Below are 17,944 nucleotides of genomic sequence, written 5' to 3' on the forward strand. Positions count from 1 at the left end.
TCTGTTCAGGTGGCCAAATTCAGTGTGCCACTTCAAGTCGGGGGCGAGCAGCGCTATGTTTAGGGTTCTATACGAATACACTTGATGCCTTTCAAATCCCCCAAAACATAAGATTAATAGCATCCTTAATCTCATCGGCATACTCGCCAAGATCCGCGATAGTTTCACCCATGACTTCAACGGAAACGCTTGATAGTTCAGTGGTCATCAGCCGATAATTTTCGCCGTTGATGCGGAGTCGAGGGAACAGTGTCTTATTCACTTTCTCAGACATGTGATGCGATTCGATAAGCGGAATGACCATGCGCCGTTTTGGTGTATCGACAATATCACTTTGCACATCAACAAACATTTTGTAATGACTGACGCGTTTGTATTGGTAAACAATGAATTGCATGATCACCAGTTCCTGTTTTCATCCGAAAAGGAACCATTCTGTGCGATAAATCTGGCGACTTCTTCCATCCCTTCGCGGTTTTCCTTCTTCCATTCCTCAGCCTTTATACGGCGGGCTTCCTTGCCAATGACGTCATTTACCAGACCAGAAATGTTGACTCCGGCAGCACTCAGAACCTGATAATTGTCTTTGTCCACGGTAACGCTAACGCGGTGTTTCATGATAGAGATCCTCTTTTGTGTATACTTTGAGTATATACTCCAGGTGAGTATTCAGCAATTAACCAAGAGGTAGCGTTGTATTCCGGGGTACGTGACTAGTCAGTAATCTGGCAGGTTTGATATCTGTTGGCTCGTTAGAAATATCGAGCCAACGATAGCAATACTAACTGGATGGCTGAATCGATCAGAAATCGAAACTGGTTTTTCCCTGTTGTTGGCACTTGAACTCAGTAGTAATTGTTAGTCATCTAATTGTTTTTTCGTCCGAATTTCTCGAGGGATTAACCGTCCTTGCGTATCGAAATAACGATTCGGCCAGATTTCACTGGCTGGGATCCCCAGCGCTTCTGCGATGAGCAGTTCACCTTTCGGCCATGGTCGGGTAAGCGCATTTGCCAGTGTTGATGAGCTAAGCCCAGCTGCGCGTGATACGGCTGCCAGCGTAGTATTACGTTTGCGAAGAGCTGCAATGATGTCGGCAGGATGCCAGTCCATTCGCTGATCTTGTTGTGCAATGTTCATACTTCTTCCCCTCTTAGATTTAAACTTTACTTCCTCTAGTAAATGATAACTTTATTTTAGATGAAAAAACAACCAAAAATAAAGTTAAAATTTACTAAGGAAAGAAATCATTCAAGAGAGCCTTATCAAGAGCGGCGATAATCGTTCTATGTCGATCAGTAATGTGGATAACGCTGTGATTGGTAAGCGATTAAGATTGACCCGAGTGGACAAGGGATTAAAACAGGCGGAGCTTGGTTGCCTCGCTGGTCTGGATGAAGAAACGGCGAGTTCTCGCGTGAGTCAATACGAGAGGGAAGTCAGTTCGCCGGATTTTGGTCTGGTCTGCCGGTTCGCGGCGGTGCTGGACGTGCCGGAAGCTTATTTCTATGCCGTCGATGACGATCTTGCTACATTGATTTTGCAATATCACCGTTTCAGAAAAGCCAACCCTAACTCCACTCTACTAATCACACCTCTGTGAGGTTGATATCCCAACTGGTTCTCGGCGTTCAATCTTTATGCGTTTTCTCTCTTTAATTTAATTATTACTTCTCCGAATAAATTATTTCTCTATTTTTGTGTAAAAAACAACCCAAATTAAATTTAAAGTTCATTCAGAAAAGAAATGCTTCATGAAGCAAGTATAGGGAGCGGCGATAATCGGCTTATGTTAGTCAGCGAAGCAGGTAACATCGTGATTGGTAAGCGATTAAGGTTAGCCCGAGTAAATAAGGGATTAAAACAGGCGGAGCTCGGTTGCCTCGCTGGACTGGATGAGGAAACGGCAAGTTCTCGCGTGAGTCAATACGAGAGAGAAGTCAGTTCGCCGGATTTTGGTCTGGTCTGCCGGTTCGCAGAGGTGCTGGACGTACCGGAAGCCTATTTCTATGCTGTGGACGATGATCTGGCGACGTTAATTTTGCAGTACCATCGTTATAAGAAAACTAATCCTAATTCAACGCTTTTGATTACTCCGCAATAGTTGATTTATAAGATATTGGTATGGATAGATGTTTTATTCTTTGGCATAAAGATCAACAAGATACTGTTTAATATAAATCATTCATTCAGCGTTGCGTTTTTCAAAAAACCGGGCTTTGTCCTACGGCAATGTGGCTTTCCCGTTGCGATTCTCCCGATAATCCATACAACATCTTGTTTCTGCGGCATGGTTTCTCACTCACAGGAAGAGGATTAGTCAACAAACATTCTCCCCGCCTCATTTTTAGTTTTTTGTTTCTGTGCCCGAGCTGTTGGCGTAATGTCCCTCCCGCAACACACTGTCTGTGGACAGCCCGTGCTTCATGACCTGCAAGAAGCGCCTGATATATCATGATGGTCGCCTTTTACCGGCAATGCCGCCTTTGAAAACTGCCGGGTCTGTCGCTGGATGGATTAAGGCTTCCTCATACTTCATTACTTTGTAATCAACCCCGCATTTAAACCCACTCTTCAACCAACAGGTGCATTCCGCTGATGCTTCGTTATTCGTGACGTTAAGGAGATTATGATGAATCTGATTGATAATTGTACATCGCCAGTTAGTGGTGTTATATTAAAATATAATATCCGGAGGTGTTCTATGTATACCACTCGTCTGAAAAAAGTCGGAGGATCTGTCATGCTGGCAGTGCCTCCCGCCGTGCTGAAAACGCTGGATTTGTCGCCGGATAGTGAGGTCGGTGTGACCGTTGATAATGGCTGCCTGATTATTGAGCCTCAAAAACGGCCTCACTATTCGCTTGCCGAACTATTGGCGCAGTGCGATCCACATGCCGAAATAAGTGATGAAGAGCGGGAATGGATTGACGCGCCTGCCACAGGGAAGGAGATCCTGTAAATGGACAGAGGGGAAATCTGGCTCGTGTCGCTTGATCCCACTGCCGGGCATGAGCAAAGCGGAAAACGCCCGGTGCTTATCGTTTCACCGGCACCGTTTAACAAGATCACCCGGTTGCCTGTGGTTGTTCCTGTCACCAGTGGTGGAAACTTTGCCCGAACGGCTGGTTTTGCCGTTTCACTGGATGGCGCGGGAACGAAAACGACAGGTGTTGTTCGCTGTGACCAGCCCAGAACCATTGATATGGCAGCCAGAAACGGCAGAAGGCTGGAGCGTATCCCGGACAGTATCGTAAACGAGGTACTGGCCCGACTGGGGACAATCCTTAGCTGATGGCGTTTTATGTTAACTGAACGGGGGCGCTGCAATAGCGCCCTTGCTTATTTGGGCGGAATGATGTCCCGGCAGCGAATAACCTTTTCTTCCTCAAGATAGTTTTTACTTTCAGCAATCGTGGCGACGATATAGGCTCTGCCATGCAATAGGTTGTCTGCGGACAACACCTACGCTTCATGACCTGCAAGAAGCGGCCTGACATGCAGGCTGGTCGCCGGATACGGCAATGCCCCTGAAAACTGCCGAACCGCATCGCGGTCGGGGTCATACGTTACACACGACAATTTATTGCCACTGCTTAACGCTGCCGGACATTTCCGGACCTGCTGATTATCAGCACCTCTAACCTTTATGAACTGCGACCTGCCAAGACAGCGGCTTTGCTGTCGCGTGGCCGCAATCCTGCACCAGAATTTCAATTTTTAATCACTGCGCCAGTCCAGTGCGTCACTTTAACCGCGCCGAGCGGGAAAGTGACGCACCAACGCCCTTTCACTGCACCAGACAATTCAGCTGCGCCAACGCACGGCGGGATTCTGACACCGTGATTTCACCCACTTTCACTCACAGGAGAACTTGAACCGATACCGGAGGGGGATCAGGACGATCCGGGGGATAACCCGCGCAGGCGGGCGGCTGCTCAGAGAGCACAACCGAAGCCTCGCAACACCTCAACGGCTGCCGCCCCGGCGCTCAGGTATCGTTCGCAGCCCCGACCCATCATTCAGGGCTATCGGCCTACGCGCCGGGGAAGGTTGTATCTGTTTTGGATTTTGCGGCAATCATGAAAGGTGGACATGCAAAAATGAGTCTTCTGGAGCAGGAAATGAAAACGCTGGCGCGACAGGCGGGCGGCAGTCATAAAACCGTTCATGACCGTATGGCGCTGGCTCAGCGATTTTGTGAGCGCTTACTGGGGCAGAATGTACAGATCCGGCGGGTGGAGCAACTGAAAGCCCGACATATTGAGAGTTACGTTCGTGAACGGTTGGAACAGGGCATAACGAAACGCAGCCTGCAAAACGAAATGGCGGCGATCCGCTGTCTGCTGAAGCAGGCCGGACGCAGCAGGCTTGCAGCCAGTGAGCGGCTAAGTAACCGCTCACTGGGGCTGTCCGGCGCATCCCGCAACGGCACCCGGCAGGCTATCACGGCAGAGCATTATCGGCAGGTGCTGGAAACCGTTCGTGCAAAAGACGCGGGAATGGCGGCGGCGCTGGAGCTTTCAAGGTTGATGGGATTGCGCTCTCAGGAAGCGGTGCAGTGTGCGCAATCGCTCAGAACATGGAAACAGGCGCTGGAGCGTGGTGAAATCCGGCTCACCGTGGTTTTTGGCACGAAAGGCGGACGACCTCGCGAGACAATAATTCTGAATGCTGGCGCAGTCAGAAAAGCGTTGGAAAATGCGCTGGCTGTGGCGGAACAGCGCAATGGCAAGTTGATTGACAGGCCCGACCTGAAAACTGCGATGAAATACTGGCACGGTCAGGCGTCGCGCATTGGCTTGACCGGCGCATATTCCCCGCATTCATTGCGCTACGCCTGGGCGAAGGATGCCATTCGCCATTACCTGGCGCAGAGATTCAGTGAAAAAGAAGCGCTGGCATTGGTAGCGATGGATTTAGGCCACGGCGACGGTCGCGGGCGCTATGTGGCGCAGGTTTACGGACGGCGGGGAGAGGAGTGAGTTTCCGTGCTGGTGCAGCCGTTGATGAATGTTCGATCATTGCGTCAGCCAAAAGGAAAAAGGGCTAAAGGGTAAAGGATGCTAAGGGTAACAGCGCCAAACCGGAAAGGGCCAAAGGGCTGAAAAGGCCGTAACCGGCGCAGTTCGATGTTTGTTCAACGGATATCTGGTGCAGCTTTGTGTTTTTCCTGCGGCGGGATACTGGTGCAGTTGGCCGGAATAGCGGGTTCTGGCGAAGTGTCGTGTCGGCAGAAAAACCATCCTATGGTGCAGATTTTTATCGTCGCAATGACGATAAGCTTTACCTCAAAAATTACCCTTATTGATAGGTAACGACCTAAAAATATTCTGCCGGAATAATTTTAGGCGTTCCCCGATTGATCGTTAAAAATACGAAGGTAAAACCTTTCAGAAAGCAAAGAAGCAGATCCCGCTCGTCAGGATCTGCTCCTGTCAGAGAATTAACGGTCAGGCTGTACCCGCGGCCTTATGCTGCCGCGCATAAATATACGGCGCGACATATCCTTCGCGGTTTACGTCCAGATAATCCGACCACCACTGCATCATTTCGATTCTGGCTTCCAGATGCTCCGCTTTATGCACGTAGGCCGCCCGCACACCATTGCGCTCTTTGTGGCTCATCTGCCGCTCAATAGCGTCTTTTGACCAGCGTCCCGACTCGTTCAAGGCGCTACAGGCCATGGTCCTAAAGCCGTGGCCGCACACCTCGGTTTTGGTGTCATAGCCAATTACGCGCAGCGCCTTGTTGACGGTGTTTTCACTCATCGGCTTGTTCAACGTATGTGCGCCCGGAAAAACGAATACCGATTCGCCGGAAATCACCTGAATCTGTTTCAATAGGGCGACCGCCTGCCGTGACAACGGCACCAGATGTTCATCCTTCATCTTTGCGCCACGCTCTGAGAACCTTACGCCTTTTACGGTTTCACGCTTTGCAGGCACCGTCCAGATATGGGCTTTCAGGTTGAATTCATCCCAGCGAGCGAGTCGCAACTCGCTGGAGCGCAGAAAAACATGCAGGCTTAATTCCAGCGCCAGACGAGTCAGCACCCGGCCTTTGTAGTTTTCCATTTTCTCCAGTAGTTCAGGCAGGCGTTTCAGCGGCAGGGCGGGGTGGTGTTGGGTCACAACCGGGGTCACGACGCCGTCCAGATCGTAAGCCGGATTATATTTAATCACGCCCTGTTGTACCGCGTGGCGCATGATTTTGGTCAGGTGCTGGCGCACCCGTCCGGCGACGTCATGCACGCCTTTGTCGTCAATGGCCTTAACCAACTGTGCCAGATGGCGGGTTTCAACCTGAGCGATATCCATCGCACCGATCGCGGGGAAAACGTAGCGTTTCAGGCAGGTGAGGATCTTATCGGCGTGAGCGTCCGACCAGAGCTTAAGACAACAGGTGTGCCATGCGGTGGCGATGTATTGAAAGGTGCGGGATTCCTCAACGGCGGGGTTGTTCGTTTTGCGACGCTGAGAAGGGCTGAGGCCGGATGCCAGCAGCTTACGCGCCGCATCGCGCTTTTCACGGGCTTCCGCCAACGTAATCTGAGGATAGCGGCCAAAGGCCAGACGGTTTTCTTTACCGCCGAAGCGATAGCGGAAATACCATAACTTAGCGCCGCTGGCGGATACCGTCAGGTACAGACCTTGCGAATCGGTAAGTTTGTAGGATTTTGCGAGAGGTTTGGCTGCGCGGATTTTACTGTCATTCAGGGCCATGTGAGGGTCTCCTTCGTTCATCGAACTGAATGACCCGCAATCTGACCCCAAATTTTCCGGATACGAAGGGATAAACCAAAACGCATCGGGAAAGATTTTTACGCCAACTTATTGAATTACATACACATAGGAATTGATAAGGAGGCATAAAAAAGGAAAGGTGGTGCCCGGACTCGGAATCGAACCAAGGACACGAGGATTTTCAATCCTCTGCTCTACCGACTGAGCTATCCGGGCAACGGGGCGAATTAAACCGTATTGGCTGCGCGTCGTCAACGGGTTTATCTGCGAAAGCACGCTGACTGACGACTTTTCAGCCAAAGAACGTAACGCCGCGATTGTTGTACCTGACCTCAGGTCAATGCGCCGTTCTTACGGCATACCGCAAAGCGTAAAACATCCTCAGCCAACCGCTGAGCGGTAGCAATACTGGAAGACTGATGTTTGACCAGCAGGTTGCTGAGACAGCCTTCTAAAATCAGTTCCATCTGTTGCGCCACCATTTCTGGATCGTCGGTTTCCAGCGCTTCAAGCAACTCGCGGGTGTAGCGATAGGATTCCTGCTTTTGCTGTTCGGCAATCTGATGAATAGGGTGATTAATGTCAGGAAAAAAACTACAGGCTGCAATAAACAGGCAGCCAGGATAACGCTGTTTGGCTACCCCTTCATTCAGTACCTGATAGCGGGCAAGCAGTTTTTGCTCGATGCTTTTGGTGTCATCCAGTAATAGCTGACGCCGCCAAATGTCCACCTGCTGGCTGTGATAGCGCAGGCTGTCGTAAAGCAGAGCTTCGCGGGTCGGCCAGAATGGTTGTAATTCCTCTACCGGGACATTCAGCTTTTTCGCCAGCATGTCCAATGTCGTCATGGCGAAGCCATGCTGCTCTAGTAGAGTGAGTGCATGTTCAAGAACCTCTTCCCGTTGCATTGGAGCTCCTCCAGAAGAGCGACTAACCGATAAGAAGTGTCGTTTAAGGAACATATTTCTGCAAATGCGCCTGAAATTTCTCCGCGTCCATAAAACCGGTGACACGCGAGCCGGGAATCTCTTTTCCCTGAGTGTCAAAAAATAGAATGGTTGGCAGTCCTAACACCTGCAATTTTTTCAGCATGGCATTATGCTCTGCCTGATTAGCGGTCACATCCGCCTGCAATAGCGTGACGTGTGCCAGGCCGCGCTGTACCCGGTTGTCACTAAAGGTATATTTTTCAAACTCTTTACAGGCGACACACCAGTCAGCGTAAAGATCCAGCATGACAGGCTGGCGGCTTGACGCCAGCGCGCTATTTAGCCCGGCCATGTTAGTGATGGGCCTAAATGTCAGTGTGGACGCGCTTTGTTTCAGCCGTGAGTCGTCAGGGGAAAATGCCCAGTCTTGTAGCGGTCGTGCGGCGACTAGCGCACCTGCCAGCAGCAGTAGCTGAATAATGCGCATCCCCCCTTTGTGACTGCGCAGGCTCAGGACAAACGCCCAGCCAAAGAAGGCGACCCCCAGCAGGCTCCACAGCCTTATCCCCCAGTTCTCACCCAGTATTCGTTCAAGTAAAAAGATTGGCAGGGCAAGAATGATGAACCCGAATGCTTCTTTGACATGCCGCATCCACGGCCCGCCGCGTGGCAACAGCCGATTGCCGAACAGGGTCACCAGAATCAGCGGCAACCCCATGCCAGATGCGTAGAGATATAGCGAACCGCCGCCCGCCAGCATATCGCCGCTCTGGGCAATATAGAGCAGGATCGCGCTGAGCGGCGCCGTGGTGCAGGGTGAACAGATTAATCCTGCCAGTGCGCCCATGCTGAATACGCCCGTCAACGATCCCCCTTGCTGGCGATTGCTCCATTCTGTCAGCCGGGTTTGCAGGGAAGAGGGCAGTTGCAATGTGTACAGGCCGAACATGGAAAGCGCCAGCGCCACGAACATGGCCGACAGGCCAATCAACACATACGGGTGCTGTAGCGCGGCCTGAAAACGCAACCCCGCCGCTGCTACGATCAAGCCAAGCAGAGTATAGGTTAGCGCCATCCCCTGAACGTAGGTCATGGCGAGCAGAAAAGTCCGACGGAGCGAGAGTGGCTTTTTTCTGCCGAGAACCAGACTGGCTATCAGCGGATACATCGGTAGTACGCAGGGAGTAAATGCAACGCCAATGCCGATGAACAGCGTCCACCAGGGAGAGAATGGCAATGTTGCGTCCTGCGGGGGCTGATGCGGCATCGTGTTTTCGCCAGATGCCGGTAAAATCCGGCTTATCGGGATAGTCCGCGTTTCCGGCGGATAGCAGAAACCCGCATCGGCACAGCCCTGGTAAGTCACTTGAACGGTTGCCGGATCATCTGCCTGAACAAGCGGAATATTCAGCGCCAGCGACTGCTTGAAGATGAAAACCTCACCGAAAAACTCATCCCGGTGTTTAAGACCTGTCGGGATATCGACTTTACCGATAACCGCCCGATTTCCTTCGACCTTAATCTGCTGCCGATACAAATAGTAGCCCGGTGGTATTTCCCAGCGTACGGTCAGTTGTTTATCTCGCTGCTGAAAATCAAACGCGAATGCCCGATCAGCAGGTAAAAACTGTGAATGTTGGCTGTCGCCAAGCAATTTTTGACCAAACGGCGTTGCCATAACGGTGTTAATGCTGAACGACCATAGCAGGAAAATCAGCGTAAAGATGCGTTGAGCCATATTAGATAATCGCTATCGCCCCCGAGTATCGGTAATACCAGCAGTTCGGGCGTTTCATAAGGGTGGTGGTGTTTTAGATGGCTCAGCAAAGCCTGCTCATGTGAGGCGTCGCTTTTGATTAGCATTTGCACTTCAGATTGTCGCTCAAGTTTGCCTTCCCAATAATAAAGCGATTGGGCGCCAGGCAACAGCGTTACGCAGGCTGCAAGCCGCGTTTCAAGCAACTGGCCGGCAAGCCGTTGCGCGCAAGGCTCGTCAGGTGCGGTACAAAGTATGACGACAGCATCGCAAACAGGGCGGTCAGACATCGTATCCTCAGTGTCAGATAAACAAAATCCCAGACGTACTAAAGGACACTATACCTTGCTTTGCAGCATAAGGGGAATGATGCGGATCGCTCCGTCAGCGGTATAAGAATCAGGACGTTTTATATGAAGATTAATTAAAGGCACGCCACGCTTTGGGAATGAGCGTGCCTGATGTGGATGAGACGGTGGTTTTAGGAAAGATCGTTCTCGTCGGTATAGCGCTTGGCTTTGTATGCCGGGTACATCAGGTTCTGAATGGAGAAAATGTCATCCAGTTCCGCCTCCGTCAGCAAACCTCGCTCCAGTACGACTTCACGTACGCTCTTGCCGGTTTCCGCACAGATTTTGCCAACGATATCGCCGTTATGGTGGCCGATAAACGGGTTCAGATACGTAACGATTCCGATGGAATTAAAGACATAAGCCTCGCACACTTCTTTGTTAGCCGTAATGCCGTTAACGCACTTTTCCAGCAGGTTGTAACAGGCGTTAGTCAGGATGTGGGTGGACTCGAACATGGCCTGGCCGATGACCGGCTCCATCACATTTAATTGAAGCTGTCCGGCTTCAGACGCCATCGTGACGCAGGTGTCATTACCGATAACTTTAAAACACACCTGATTTACCACTTCCGGCACAACCGGGTTGACTTTGGCTGGCATAATTGATGAGCCTGCCTGCAACTCTGGCAAATTGATTTCATTTAGTCCGGCACGCGGCCCGGAAGAGAGCAGTCGCAAGTCGTTACAGATTTTTGACAGCTTGACAGCCAGACGCTTCAGCGAGGAGTGAACCATCACGTAAGCGCCGCAGTCTGACGTCGCTTCAATCAGGTCTTCGGCCGGAACGCATGGCAGCCCGCTTACCTCCGCCAACCGCTGTACCGCTAGTTGCTGATAGCCGTCCGGCGTATTCAGCCGGGTGCCGATAGCCGTCGCACCCAGGTTGACTTCCAACAGGAGTTCAGCGGTACGCAGCAGGTTTTTGTTTTCTTCTTTCAGTAACACATTGAAAGCATGGAACTCCTGCCCGAGAGTCATGGGAACCGCATCTTGCAACTGGGTCCGTCCCATTTTCAGGACGTTTTGAAATTCTTTGGCTTTGCGCTCAAAGCCATCGCCAAGCTGCGTCAACGCATCGATCAGCTTCAGGATCGATGCATATACCGCGATGCGGAATCCCGTAGGGTAGGCGTCGTTGGTGGACTGACACTTGTTCAGATGGTCGTTCGGGTTCAGGTATTGATATTCACCTTTTTGGTGTCCCATCAACTCCAGACCGATATTGGCCAATACCTCGTTAGTGTTCATGTTTAACGACGTTCCCGCGCCGCCCTGATAAGCATCGATCGGGAATTGATCCATGCATTTGCCGTTGTTCAAAACCTCATCACAGGCCCGGATGATGACATCGGCAATTTGGCGGGGGATGGTTTGCAGTTCTTTATTCGCCATAGCCGCGGCCTTTTTGACCATCACCATGCCACGCACAAATTCCGGGATATCGCTTATCTTGCTGTTGCTGATATAAAAGTTCTCGATAGCCCGTAGTGTGTGAACGCCATAATAAGCATCTGCGGGAACTTCTTTAGTACCTAACAGGTCTTCTTCAATACGAATGTTATCTGACATGAGAGCCTTCTCTTCTTCTGCTGCTGACATAGAACTTATGGGAACTAATTGTATTACCATCGGCAACAGTCGCAGGATGTTTAACCATAACCGCATCCGTTGTCATGATGATATGCTGTAAAACCAACAAAAATAGTCGTCTGGATCACCTTCTGATTTGTCCATCATGCATAGAGGAATGAACTGTGATAGTCGTCACGCATAATGGTTTTCAGATAATAAATGGTGCTGCCGCAGCTTGAAAATAGCTGACTACGCCACCATCTCAGTGAATTATAATGTGCAGCGCAGCGATGCCTGGTCATATTTGTTTTCAATAACATAATTTGTTTACAACAACTGCGTTTGTTTTTAACAGCAGTCGTTTTCAAGAAAAAAACAGGAGAGTCAGGTGCGCTGGTTACCGTTGCTATTAATCTTTCTTTTTGCCTACATTGAGATATCGCTGTTCATTCAGGTGGCAGCGGTTCTTGGCGTAGCGATAACCCTGTTGCTGGTGGTCTTCACTTCTTGTGTCGGTGTGTCGCTGGTGCGTAATCAGGGCATGAAAACCATTGTTCAGATGCAGCAGAAAATGGCCTTGGGTGAAAGCCCGGCGGCAGAGATGGTGAAAAGCGTCTCGCTGGTGCTGGCCGGCTTCCTGCTTTTGATTCCGGGATTCTTTACCGATTTGCTCGGACTATTGCTACTGTTGCCGCCGGTGCAGAAGCGTTTAACCCTTAAGCTGATGCCGCATTTGCATATCTGGCGTTCTGGGCCGGGTGGTGCGGCTTCTTCAGATGGGAAGACCTTTGAAGGCGAGTATCAACGTAAAGAGGACGGTCGCAGAAATATTGAGCATAAAGATGAACGAGACGATCGGTGAAAGTGAGATCGGTTGAATATTAAACAAACCTTATCTTGTTGATAATAAATGTTTTTTATTTTTGGCATATAAAAAAGATGGCGGGTGCAAAAAAAAATGCATTTCCTCCCTTGAAGGGATTGGAAACGTCCCCATTTAGAAGACCACAAGGTCGGATATGACTGCATGTCCGGCATTCATCCTAAAACTGATATGGACTATCTCAAAGGAGAGCTATCAATGAAAATTCGTCCATTGCATGACCGCGTGATCGTCAAGCGCAAAGAAGTTGAGTCCAAATCTGCTGGCGGTATTGTTCTGACCGGCTCCGCCGCAGGTAAGTCTACCCGTGGTGAAGTTCTGGCCATCGGCCATGGGCGCATCCTGGAAAACGGCGAAGTCAAGCCGCTGGATGTGAAAGTAGGCGATATCGTTATTTTCAATGATGGCTATGGCGTGAAGGCTGAGAAGATTGATAACGAAGAAGTGTTAATCATGTCCGAGAGCGACATTCTCGCAATTGTTGAAGCGTAATGCGTGTAATCATCTGAACTGAACGAATTTAAGGGAAATACACCAATGGCAGCTAAAGACGTAAAATTCGGTAATGACGCCCGCACAAAAATGCTGCGCGGCGTAAATGTACTGGCTGATGCAGTGAAGGTTACCCTGGGCCCGAAAGGCCGTAACGTGGTGTTGGATAAATCCTTCGGTGCGCCCACTATTACTAAAGACGGCGTTTCTGTCGCGCGTGAAATCGAACTGGAAGACAAGTTCGAAAACATGGGCGCGCAGATGGTAAAAGAAGTTGCCTCTAAAGCGAACGACGCGGCGGGCGACGGTACTACCACGGCAACCGTCTTGGCGCAGTCCATCATCACTGAAGGTCTGAAAGCCGTCGCGGCGGGCATGAACCCGATGGATTTAAAACGCGGTATCGACAAAGCTGTTATCGCCGCTGTTGAAGAACTGAAGAAACAATCAGTACCTTGTTCTGATTTCAAAGCTATCGCACAGGTTGGCACGATCTCTGCCAATTCCGACGAAACCGTGGGTAAATTGATTGCGGAAGCGATGGAAAAAGTGGGTAAAGAAGGCGTTATCACCGTTGAAGAAGGCTCTGGCCTGCAAGACGAACTGGACGTGGTTGAGGGTATGCAGTTTGACCGCGGTTACCTGTCTCCTTACTTCATCAACAAACCGGAAACCGGTTCTGTTGAGCTGGAAAGCCCGTTCATTCTGTTGGCTGACAAAAAGATCTCCAACATCCGCGAAATGCTGCCCGTTCTGGAAGCCGTCGCCAAAGCCGGTAAACCCCTGCTGATCATCGCAGAAGACGTTGAAGGCGAAGCGCTGGCAACGCTGGTGGTAAACACCATGCGCGGCATCGTGAAAGTGGCTGCGGTTAAAGCGCCGGGCTTTGGCGACCGTCGTAAAGCCATGTTGCAGGATATCGCTACCCTGACTGCGGGTACGGTGATTTCTGAAGAAATCGGTCTGGAGCTGGAAAAAGCGACGCTGGAAGATCTGGGTCAGGCCAAACGTGTTGTGATCAACAAAGACACCACCATCATTATTGATGGCGTGGGTGACGAAGGCGCAATCCAGGGGCGTGTTACACAGATTCGTCAGCAGATCGAAGATGCAACTTCAGACTACGACAAAGAAAAACTTCAAGAGCGTGTGGCTAAACTGGCTGGCGGCGTAGCCGTAATCAAGGTTGGCGCCGCGACTGAAGTTGAAATGAAAGAGAAGAAGGCACGCGTTGAAGACGCGCTGCACGCGACTCGCGCAGCAGTAGAAGAAGGCGTGGTTGCCGGTGGTGGCGTTGCACTGATCCGTGCCGCTTCTTCTATCTCTACTTCAGGTCTGAAAGGTGATAACGAAGATCAGAACGTCGGTATCAAAGTTGCGCTGCGCGCGATGGAAGCGCCGTTGCGTCAGATCGTGGTCAACGCTGGTGAAGAGGCCTCTGTTATCGCCAACACCGTGAAAGCGAGTGAAGGTAACCACGGTTACAACGCGGCAACTGAAGAATACGGCAACATGCTGGACTTCGGTATTCTGGATCCGACCAAAGTGACCCGTTCTGCTTTGCAATATGCGGCTTCTATCGCTGGCCTGATGATCACCACCGAGTGTATGGTCACCGAACTGCCGAAAGAAGATAAGGCCGACTTAGGCGCCGCAGGTGGAATGGGCGGCATGGGTGGAATGGGCGGCATGATGTAATGCGACGAGAGTCGCGCGGGTCGCTAGCCTGGCGGGGCACGCCCATCATGAATACTGTTATTTTTTAGTGTTTACGCCTCTCCCGCAAAAATAGCAGATAGGTGATAAAACCCGGTGTTCCGAGCAGGAATGCCGGGTTTCTTTATTTTGGAGCGCCGACCTTTTTTGCTAAGAGATTTGTCCGCGATTTTCTCTGGAGGTATGCATTTCCTGCTGTTGTTTGTAACAGCGGATAGCACGCTTTTGTGTCTGGTTTGACGCCGAGTTATCGGAACTTATTCTTCCCTCTCAGCACTTACTTAGGATAGAAGGTTAGCTGAGCGGCCGATGGTTTATCTAAGTTGTTAAGCGGTATTTAAGTTAATGATTTCTTTTAAATACAGCGAATTGGTAAGGTCTTTCGAGGACATTGTTTATGCGGACTATTTTTCGGACAGGCCCACTGCCATCGACTCAAATCGAGTCAGGTGCTCAGGAAGATCGCGCCTCCCATTCCCATTCGCCACAGGCATCGGGTCAGGCTGGCCAGGCGGCCGGGTCTGCTTCTTCGTCCGGCACGCGTCATGTTGAAAAAATCAGTTTCAGGCAGGCGCTGACTAAAACAGCGGCACTGAGTCGATTAGAACAACTTCCTTCGGGAGGGCGATTTCTGTCAGCATTAAATTGCTTTAGTCATGTCCCATCGTCGCCTGTTCCTCCCCGCGGCCCGGCATTCGGCCAATTTATGGCAATGGTGGATGCCGATGTATCGATGCTGGCGGATAAGACGGGGGTGGACAAGAGTATTGCCGCTGAACAGATGCGTAAGGCCATAGACACAGGGTACTTCGGCGCGAGGTCGAAGCCGGAGAATAAAATTCGCATGATGTTGGCGCTGTATTCGATACGAGAAACCGAGTTGGCAAAGAATGAGCTTGCAGCGGTGATGGCCGAGCATCCGACATTCAACTCGGTAAGTATCAATAATGTCTGGCGGATGCTGATTGACAGTTCGGCTCATGACGATGGCAGGCATAATGGCCTGCGTTATGAAAATGAACCAGGCTATATCGCCGGTATGTATAGAGGATTGGCTGAAGTCCTGCGTAACGATTTGCGCCCAGATGGTGATGTGTCCGGTGAGGTGATGATCGAGCGATTACATGATAAGGCCATTGGGGGGGTTATTGATTCCGATAGACTCAAGAGGGCGGTGGTTTTGGCCATGTCGGGCAGCTCTAAGCAAGCGAAGGGGCTATTGGCACATGTCGCTTCCTTTACCAATACCGTTAAACTCACTGATGTGCCGAACATAACAAGTGGTACGAGCAGCGATGTGTTGAAGTGTTTAGATAAAGGGTACAGAACGCAGTCAGTAATTTTCAGCCTGAATCAAGGGAAAAACTGTTCCCAGGAGGGGTTTAAAGAACTGTTGGAACGCTATCGTTCGTCAGCCAATGAACTGCCATTTGGTTTTTGGAATTATGATGAAAGTAGCGAGGATGATATGGAAAACGCATCGTTTGAAACGGCGAGCGTTGGGCTTTACAGCCGCTCCTTCGAGGAAATTCCTGATTCGTTGCGGCCTGCCCCTTATACTAAAGCGCAGTATGATCTTTATCGTCAGGATATTGCGGCGGCAAAAAACGATGATGACAAACTTTCGTCAATCGTGCGTATCTGCCGTAACCTGGAGCAAGCACACTGTTTTACTGATGGTAACTCCAGAACGCTTGGCTTTTTGCTGGTCAATCAGCTTCTGCTCGAAAATGCCTTTAGCCCTGCGATTATACGCGATCCCAACCGCTTTGATGGTTTTTCCAGTCAGGAACTGGTGAATGAAATCAAGAAAGGGCAGCGGCTTTTTAACCAACTTCAGTCCACTGGCCCATCACCAGCCAACCCACCACCGTTATAGTTATTATCCGCTCTGAACCCTGCATCACTCAGAAAACCCCCTTGTATAAAAAGCATACTTATCGTTAACCCTGCGTTCAGAACGTGTTATCAGGGTGCTATTCTGCGCTACAATATGAGACGTTTACATGATTAAGAGCCAACCTGGAGTGGGGACAATGTCTGATGAGGCGCCAGTTTCCCTGCGTGCGATTGAATGGTTTTCCGAACAGCCGGCAATCATGCCTGCGCCCATTGAAGACTGGCTGATGGAAACAGGGTCAATGACGCAGCGTCTTGATGACTGTTGCGTCCAACTGACGGTAATTGTTTGCAAGGAATGCTTTATTTTGCCGGGGGAGTTGTTAAATGATGAACATGGACATCTGCCCGTCAGCGAGCGTTATTGGCTGCGTGAGGTCGTGCTCTATGGCGACGGGCGTCCCTGGTTATTCGGTCGAACCCTGGTTCCGCAACAAACACTGGATGGCACAGGCGCCGCTTTAATGAAAATCGGTAATACGCCGCTGGGGCGTTATCTGTTTCAACATGATGCCCTGACGCGCGATTATATACACACCGGGGCCGGCGGCAGTTTGTGGGCGCGTCGTTCCCGTTTGTGCCTTTCCGGTCAGCCGCTATTGTTGACCGAGCTGTTTTTACCTGAGGCACCGCTTTATTTTATGGATAGCTGTAAAGGCTAACCGATCATTACCGAGGAGATGAGTCTGTTGGAAAGAAGTGTAACAGCGGGGAAATGGCTGGCTTACTGTCGGTTGATGCGCATTGATAAACCGATAGGCTCTCTGCTGCTACTGTGGCCGACTTTATGGGCGTTATGGCTGGCGGGACGGGGAGCGCCGGAACCGTGGACGTTATTTGTTTTCGTCGCGGGGGTCTTTTTGATGCGGGCGGCAGGCTGCGTTATCAATGATTTTGCCGATCGTCATTTTGACGGGCATGTGAAGCGTACGGCTTCACGCCCGTTGCCTAGCGGACTGGTCAGCGAGCAGTCTGCCAAGCTATTGTTTGTGGTGTTGGTGCTGCTGGCGTTCTGCTTGGTTCTGACGATGAACAGAATAACCATCTGGCTTTCCGTTGCCGGACTAGCGCTTGCCTGGGTATATCCGTTTATGAAGCGTGTCAGCCATCTGCCCCAGTTTGTTCTGGGCGCGGCGTTTGGCTGGTCGATACCGATGGCCTATGCCGCAGTGAGTGAGACGCTGCCAGCAACCTGCTGGATGATGTTTCTGGCTTATGTCTGCTGGACGGTCGCCTACGATACGCAGTACGCCATGGTCGATCGGGATGATGATCTCAAGATCGGTATCAAATCCACCGCTATCCTCTTCGGACGTTTTGACACGTTGATTATCGGTCTGCTGCAACTGAGCGTATTGCTGCTGCTGGCGGCGCTAGGCTATATGACGTCATTAGGCCCGCTATTTTACGTGTCGCTGCTGGTGGCCGCCGGATTATTTGTTTATCAGCAGAAATTGATCGCCGGGCGCGGGCGGGATGCCTGTTTCCGGGCATTCAAAAATAATAACTATGTTGGAATGGCGCTGTTTATCGGCGTTTTATTCAGTCTGTAAGCTAACCACACGGACAAACAAAGGCGGCGATATTTTTCGCCGCCTT

Annotated in this window: 19 protein-coding genes and 1 tRNA gene; 11 read left to right on the top strand and 9 right to left on the bottom strand. The window is 50.7% G+C overall.

Annotated features, from left to right (window positions below; all coding sequences use genetic code 11):
- Window positions 1-91: 91 nt before the first annotated feature.
- The 3 genes from ccdB to EH207_RS02015 form a co-directional block, all read right to left on the bottom strand.
- The gene (gene ccdB, locus EH207_RS02005; protein ID WP_121574721.1) at window positions 92-397 is read right to left on the bottom strand and encodes a type II toxin-antitoxin system toxin CcdB; all 306 of its coding nucleotides are present in this window, start codon (window positions 395-397) and stop codon (window positions 92-94) included.
- A 2-nt stretch (window positions 398-399) separates the two neighbouring features.
- On the bottom strand, window positions 400-618 hold the full coding sequence (ccdA, locus tag EH207_RS02010; RefSeq protein WP_121574722.1) for a type II toxin-antitoxin system antitoxin CcdA: 219 nt from the start codon (window positions 616-618) through the stop codon (window positions 400-402).
- Window positions 619-858: 240 nt separating this feature from the next.
- Complete coding sequence (locus EH207_RS02015) at window positions 859-1,140, bottom strand: helix-turn-helix domain-containing protein (RefSeq protein ID WP_137712514.1); 282 nt, start codon at window positions 1,138-1,140, stop codon at window positions 859-861.
- Between the two features lie 148 nt (window positions 1,141-1,288).
- Here EH207_RS02015 and EH207_RS02020 point away from each other — a divergent pair, with 148 nt between their 5' ends.
- The 5 genes from EH207_RS02020 to EH207_RS02045 all read left to right on the top strand — a co-directional run bounded on the left by EH207_RS02020 (window position 1,289) and on the right by EH207_RS02045 (window position 4,985).
- Complete coding sequence (locus EH207_RS02020) at window positions 1,289-1,603, top strand: helix-turn-helix domain-containing protein (RefSeq protein ID WP_137712515.1); 315 nt, start codon at window positions 1,289-1,291, stop codon at window positions 1,601-1,603.
- Window positions 1,604-1,789: 186 nt separating this feature from the next.
- On the top strand, window positions 1,790-2,104 hold the full coding sequence (locus EH207_RS02025) for a helix-turn-helix domain-containing protein (protein WP_137712516.1): 315 nt from the start codon (window positions 1,790-1,792) through the stop codon (window positions 2,102-2,104).
- A 600-nt stretch (window positions 2,105-2,704) separates the two neighbouring features.
- Window positions 2,705-2,962: an AbrB/MazE/SpoVT family DNA-binding domain-containing protein gene (locus tag EH207_RS02030; protein WP_121588677.1), complete on the top strand. Its 258-nt coding sequence runs from the start codon at window positions 2,705-2,707 to the stop codon at window positions 2,960-2,962.
- Entirely contained in the window at window positions 2,963-3,295 is a 333-nt protein-coding gene (locus EH207_RS02035; protein ID WP_137712517.1) for a type II toxin-antitoxin system PemK/MazF family toxin, read from the top strand.
- An 808-nt stretch (window positions 3,296-4,103) separates the two neighbouring features.
- The gene (locus EH207_RS02045; protein ID WP_137712518.1) at window positions 4,104-4,985 is read left to right on the top strand and encodes an integrase domain-containing protein; all 882 of its coding nucleotides are present in this window, start codon (window positions 4,104-4,106) and stop codon (window positions 4,983-4,985) included.
- Between the two features lie 468 nt (window positions 4,986-5,453).
- Here EH207_RS02045 and EH207_RS02050 read toward each other — a convergent pair whose 3' ends face one another.
- The 6 genes from EH207_RS02050 to aspA all read right to left on the bottom strand — a co-directional run bounded on the left by EH207_RS02050 (window position 5,454) and on the right by aspA (window position 11,352).
- Window positions 5,454-6,725, bottom strand: coding sequence for a tyrosine-type recombinase/integrase (locus EH207_RS02050; protein WP_137712519.1), 1,272 nt, complete (start codon window positions 6,723-6,725; stop codon window positions 5,454-5,456).
- Between the two features lie 161 nt (window positions 6,726-6,886).
- Window positions 6,887-6,962, bottom strand: a tRNA-Phe gene (locus tag EH207_RS02055).
- Between the two features lie 116 nt (window positions 6,963-7,078).
- Window positions 7,079-7,654, bottom strand: a complete 576-nt coding sequence (locus tag EH207_RS02060; protein ID WP_137712520.1) for a transcriptional regulator — start codon at window positions 7,652-7,654, stop codon at window positions 7,079-7,081.
- A gap of 43 nt (window positions 7,655-7,697) precedes the next feature.
- Complete coding sequence (locus EH207_RS02065) at window positions 7,698-9,413, bottom strand: protein-disulfide reductase DsbD (protein ID WP_137712521.1); 1,716 nt, start codon at window positions 9,411-9,413, stop codon at window positions 7,698-7,700.
- Window positions 9,389-9,721, bottom strand: coding sequence for a divalent cation tolerance protein CutA (gene cutA / locus EH207_RS02070; protein ID WP_137712522.1), 333 nt, complete (start codon window positions 9,719-9,721; stop codon window positions 9,389-9,391). The genes EH207_RS02065 and cutA overlap by 25 nt, the downstream gene beginning before the upstream one ends.
- Before the next feature lie 191 nt (window positions 9,722-9,912).
- Window positions 9,913-11,352: an aspartate ammonia-lyase gene (gene aspA, locus EH207_RS02075; protein ID WP_137712523.1), complete on the bottom strand. Its 1,440-nt coding sequence runs from the start codon at window positions 11,350-11,352 to the stop codon at window positions 9,913-9,915.
- A 391-nt stretch (window positions 11,353-11,743) separates the two neighbouring features.
- Here aspA and EH207_RS02080 point away from each other — a divergent pair, with 391 nt between their 5' ends.
- The 6 genes from EH207_RS02080 to ubiA all read left to right on the top strand — a co-directional run bounded on the left by EH207_RS02080 (window position 11,744) and on the right by ubiA (window position 17,898).
- Window positions 11,744-12,217 (top strand): FxsA family protein, encoded by a 474-nt coding sequence (locus EH207_RS02080; protein WP_137712524.1) that lies wholly within the window; start codon window positions 11,744-11,746, stop codon window positions 12,215-12,217.
- A gap of 219 nt (window positions 12,218-12,436) precedes the next feature.
- Window positions 12,437-12,730, top strand: a complete 294-nt coding sequence (locus EH207_RS02085; protein WP_048636335.1) for a co-chaperone GroES — start codon at window positions 12,437-12,439, stop codon at window positions 12,728-12,730.
- A gap of 45 nt (window positions 12,731-12,775) precedes the next feature.
- Entirely contained in the window at window positions 12,776-14,428 is a 1,653-nt protein-coding gene (gene groL / locus EH207_RS02090; RefSeq protein WP_137712525.1) for a chaperonin GroEL, read from the top strand.
- A 415-nt stretch (window positions 14,429-14,843) separates the two neighbouring features.
- Window positions 14,844-16,325: a Fic family protein gene (locus EH207_RS02095; protein WP_137712526.1), complete on the top strand. Its 1,482-nt coding sequence runs from the start codon at window positions 14,844-14,846 to the stop codon at window positions 16,323-16,325.
- Between the two features lie 157 nt (window positions 16,326-16,482).
- On the top strand, window positions 16,483-17,007 hold the full coding sequence (gene ubiC, locus EH207_RS02100) for a chorismate lyase (protein WP_137712527.1): 525 nt from the start codon (window positions 16,483-16,485) through the stop codon (window positions 17,005-17,007).
- A gap of 18 nt (window positions 17,008-17,025) precedes the next feature.
- On the top strand, window positions 17,026-17,898 hold the full coding sequence (gene ubiA, locus EH207_RS02105) for a 4-hydroxybenzoate octaprenyltransferase (protein WP_175413620.1): 873 nt from the start codon (window positions 17,026-17,028) through the stop codon (window positions 17,896-17,898).
- Window positions 17,899-17,944: the final 46 nt, after the last annotated feature.

The sequence above is a fragment of the Brenneria rubrifaciens genome (genome assembly GCF_005484945.1).
Lineage (GTDB): Bacteria > Pseudomonadota > Gammaproteobacteria > Enterobacterales > Enterobacteriaceae > Brenneria > Brenneria rubrifaciens.

Coding starts and splice junctions, on each gene's coding strand:
- ccdB (WP_121574721.1), bottom strand. CDS start 397: ATGCAATTCATTGTTTACCAATACAAACGCGTCAGTCATTACAAAATG.
- ccdA (WP_121574722.1), bottom strand. CDS start 618: ATGAAACACCGCGTTAGCGTTACCGTGGACAAAGACAATTATCAGGTT.
- EH207_RS02015 (WP_137712514.1), bottom strand. CDS start 1,140: ATGAACATTGCACAACAAGATCAGCGAATGGACTGGCATCCTGCCGAC.
- EH207_RS02020 (WP_137712515.1), top strand. CDS start 1,289: ATGTCGATCAGTAATGTGGATAACGCTGTGATTGGTAAGCGATTAAGA.
- EH207_RS02025 (WP_137712516.1), top strand. CDS start 1,790: ATGTTAGTCAGCGAAGCAGGTAACATCGTGATTGGTAAGCGATTAAGG.
- EH207_RS02030 (WP_121588677.1), top strand. CDS start 2,705: ATGTATACCACTCGTCTGAAAAAAGTCGGAGGATCTGTCATGCTGGCA.
- EH207_RS02035 (WP_137712517.1), top strand. CDS start 2,963: ATGGACAGAGGGGAAATCTGGCTCGTGTCGCTTGATCCCACTGCCGGG.
- EH207_RS02045 (WP_137712518.1), top strand. CDS start 4,104: ATGAGTCTTCTGGAGCAGGAAATGAAAACGCTGGCGCGACAGGCGGGC.
- EH207_RS02050 (WP_137712519.1), bottom strand. CDS start 6,725: ATGGCCCTGAATGACAGTAAAATCCGCGCAGCCAAACCTCTCGCAAAA.
- EH207_RS02060 (WP_137712520.1), bottom strand. CDS start 7,654: ATGCAACGGGAAGAGGTTCTTGAACATGCACTCACTCTACTAGAGCAG.
- EH207_RS02065 (WP_137712521.1), bottom strand. CDS start 9,413: ATGGCTCAACGCATCTTTACGCTGATTTTCCTGCTATGGTCGTTCAGC.
- cutA (WP_137712522.1), bottom strand. CDS start 9,721: ATGTCTGACCGCCCTGTTTGCGATGCTGTCGTCATACTTTGTACCGCA.
- aspA (WP_137712523.1), bottom strand. CDS start 11,352: ATGTCAGATAACATTCGTATTGAAGAAGACCTGTTAGGTACTAAAGAA.
- EH207_RS02085 (WP_048636335.1), top strand. CDS start 12,437: ATGAAAATTCGTCCATTGCATGACCGCGTGATCGTCAAGCGCAAAGAA.
- groL (WP_137712525.1), top strand. CDS start 12,776: ATGGCAGCTAAAGACGTAAAATTCGGTAATGACGCCCGCACAAAAATG.
- EH207_RS02095 (WP_137712526.1), top strand. CDS start 14,844: ATGCGGACTATTTTTCGGACAGGCCCACTGCCATCGACTCAAATCGAG.
- ubiC (WP_137712527.1), top strand. CDS start 16,483: ATGTCTGATGAGGCGCCAGTTTCCCTGCGTGCGATTGAATGGTTTTCC.
- ubiA (WP_175413620.1), top strand. CDS start 17,026: ATGAGTCTGTTGGAAAGAAGTGTAACAGCGGGGAAATGGCTGGCTTAC.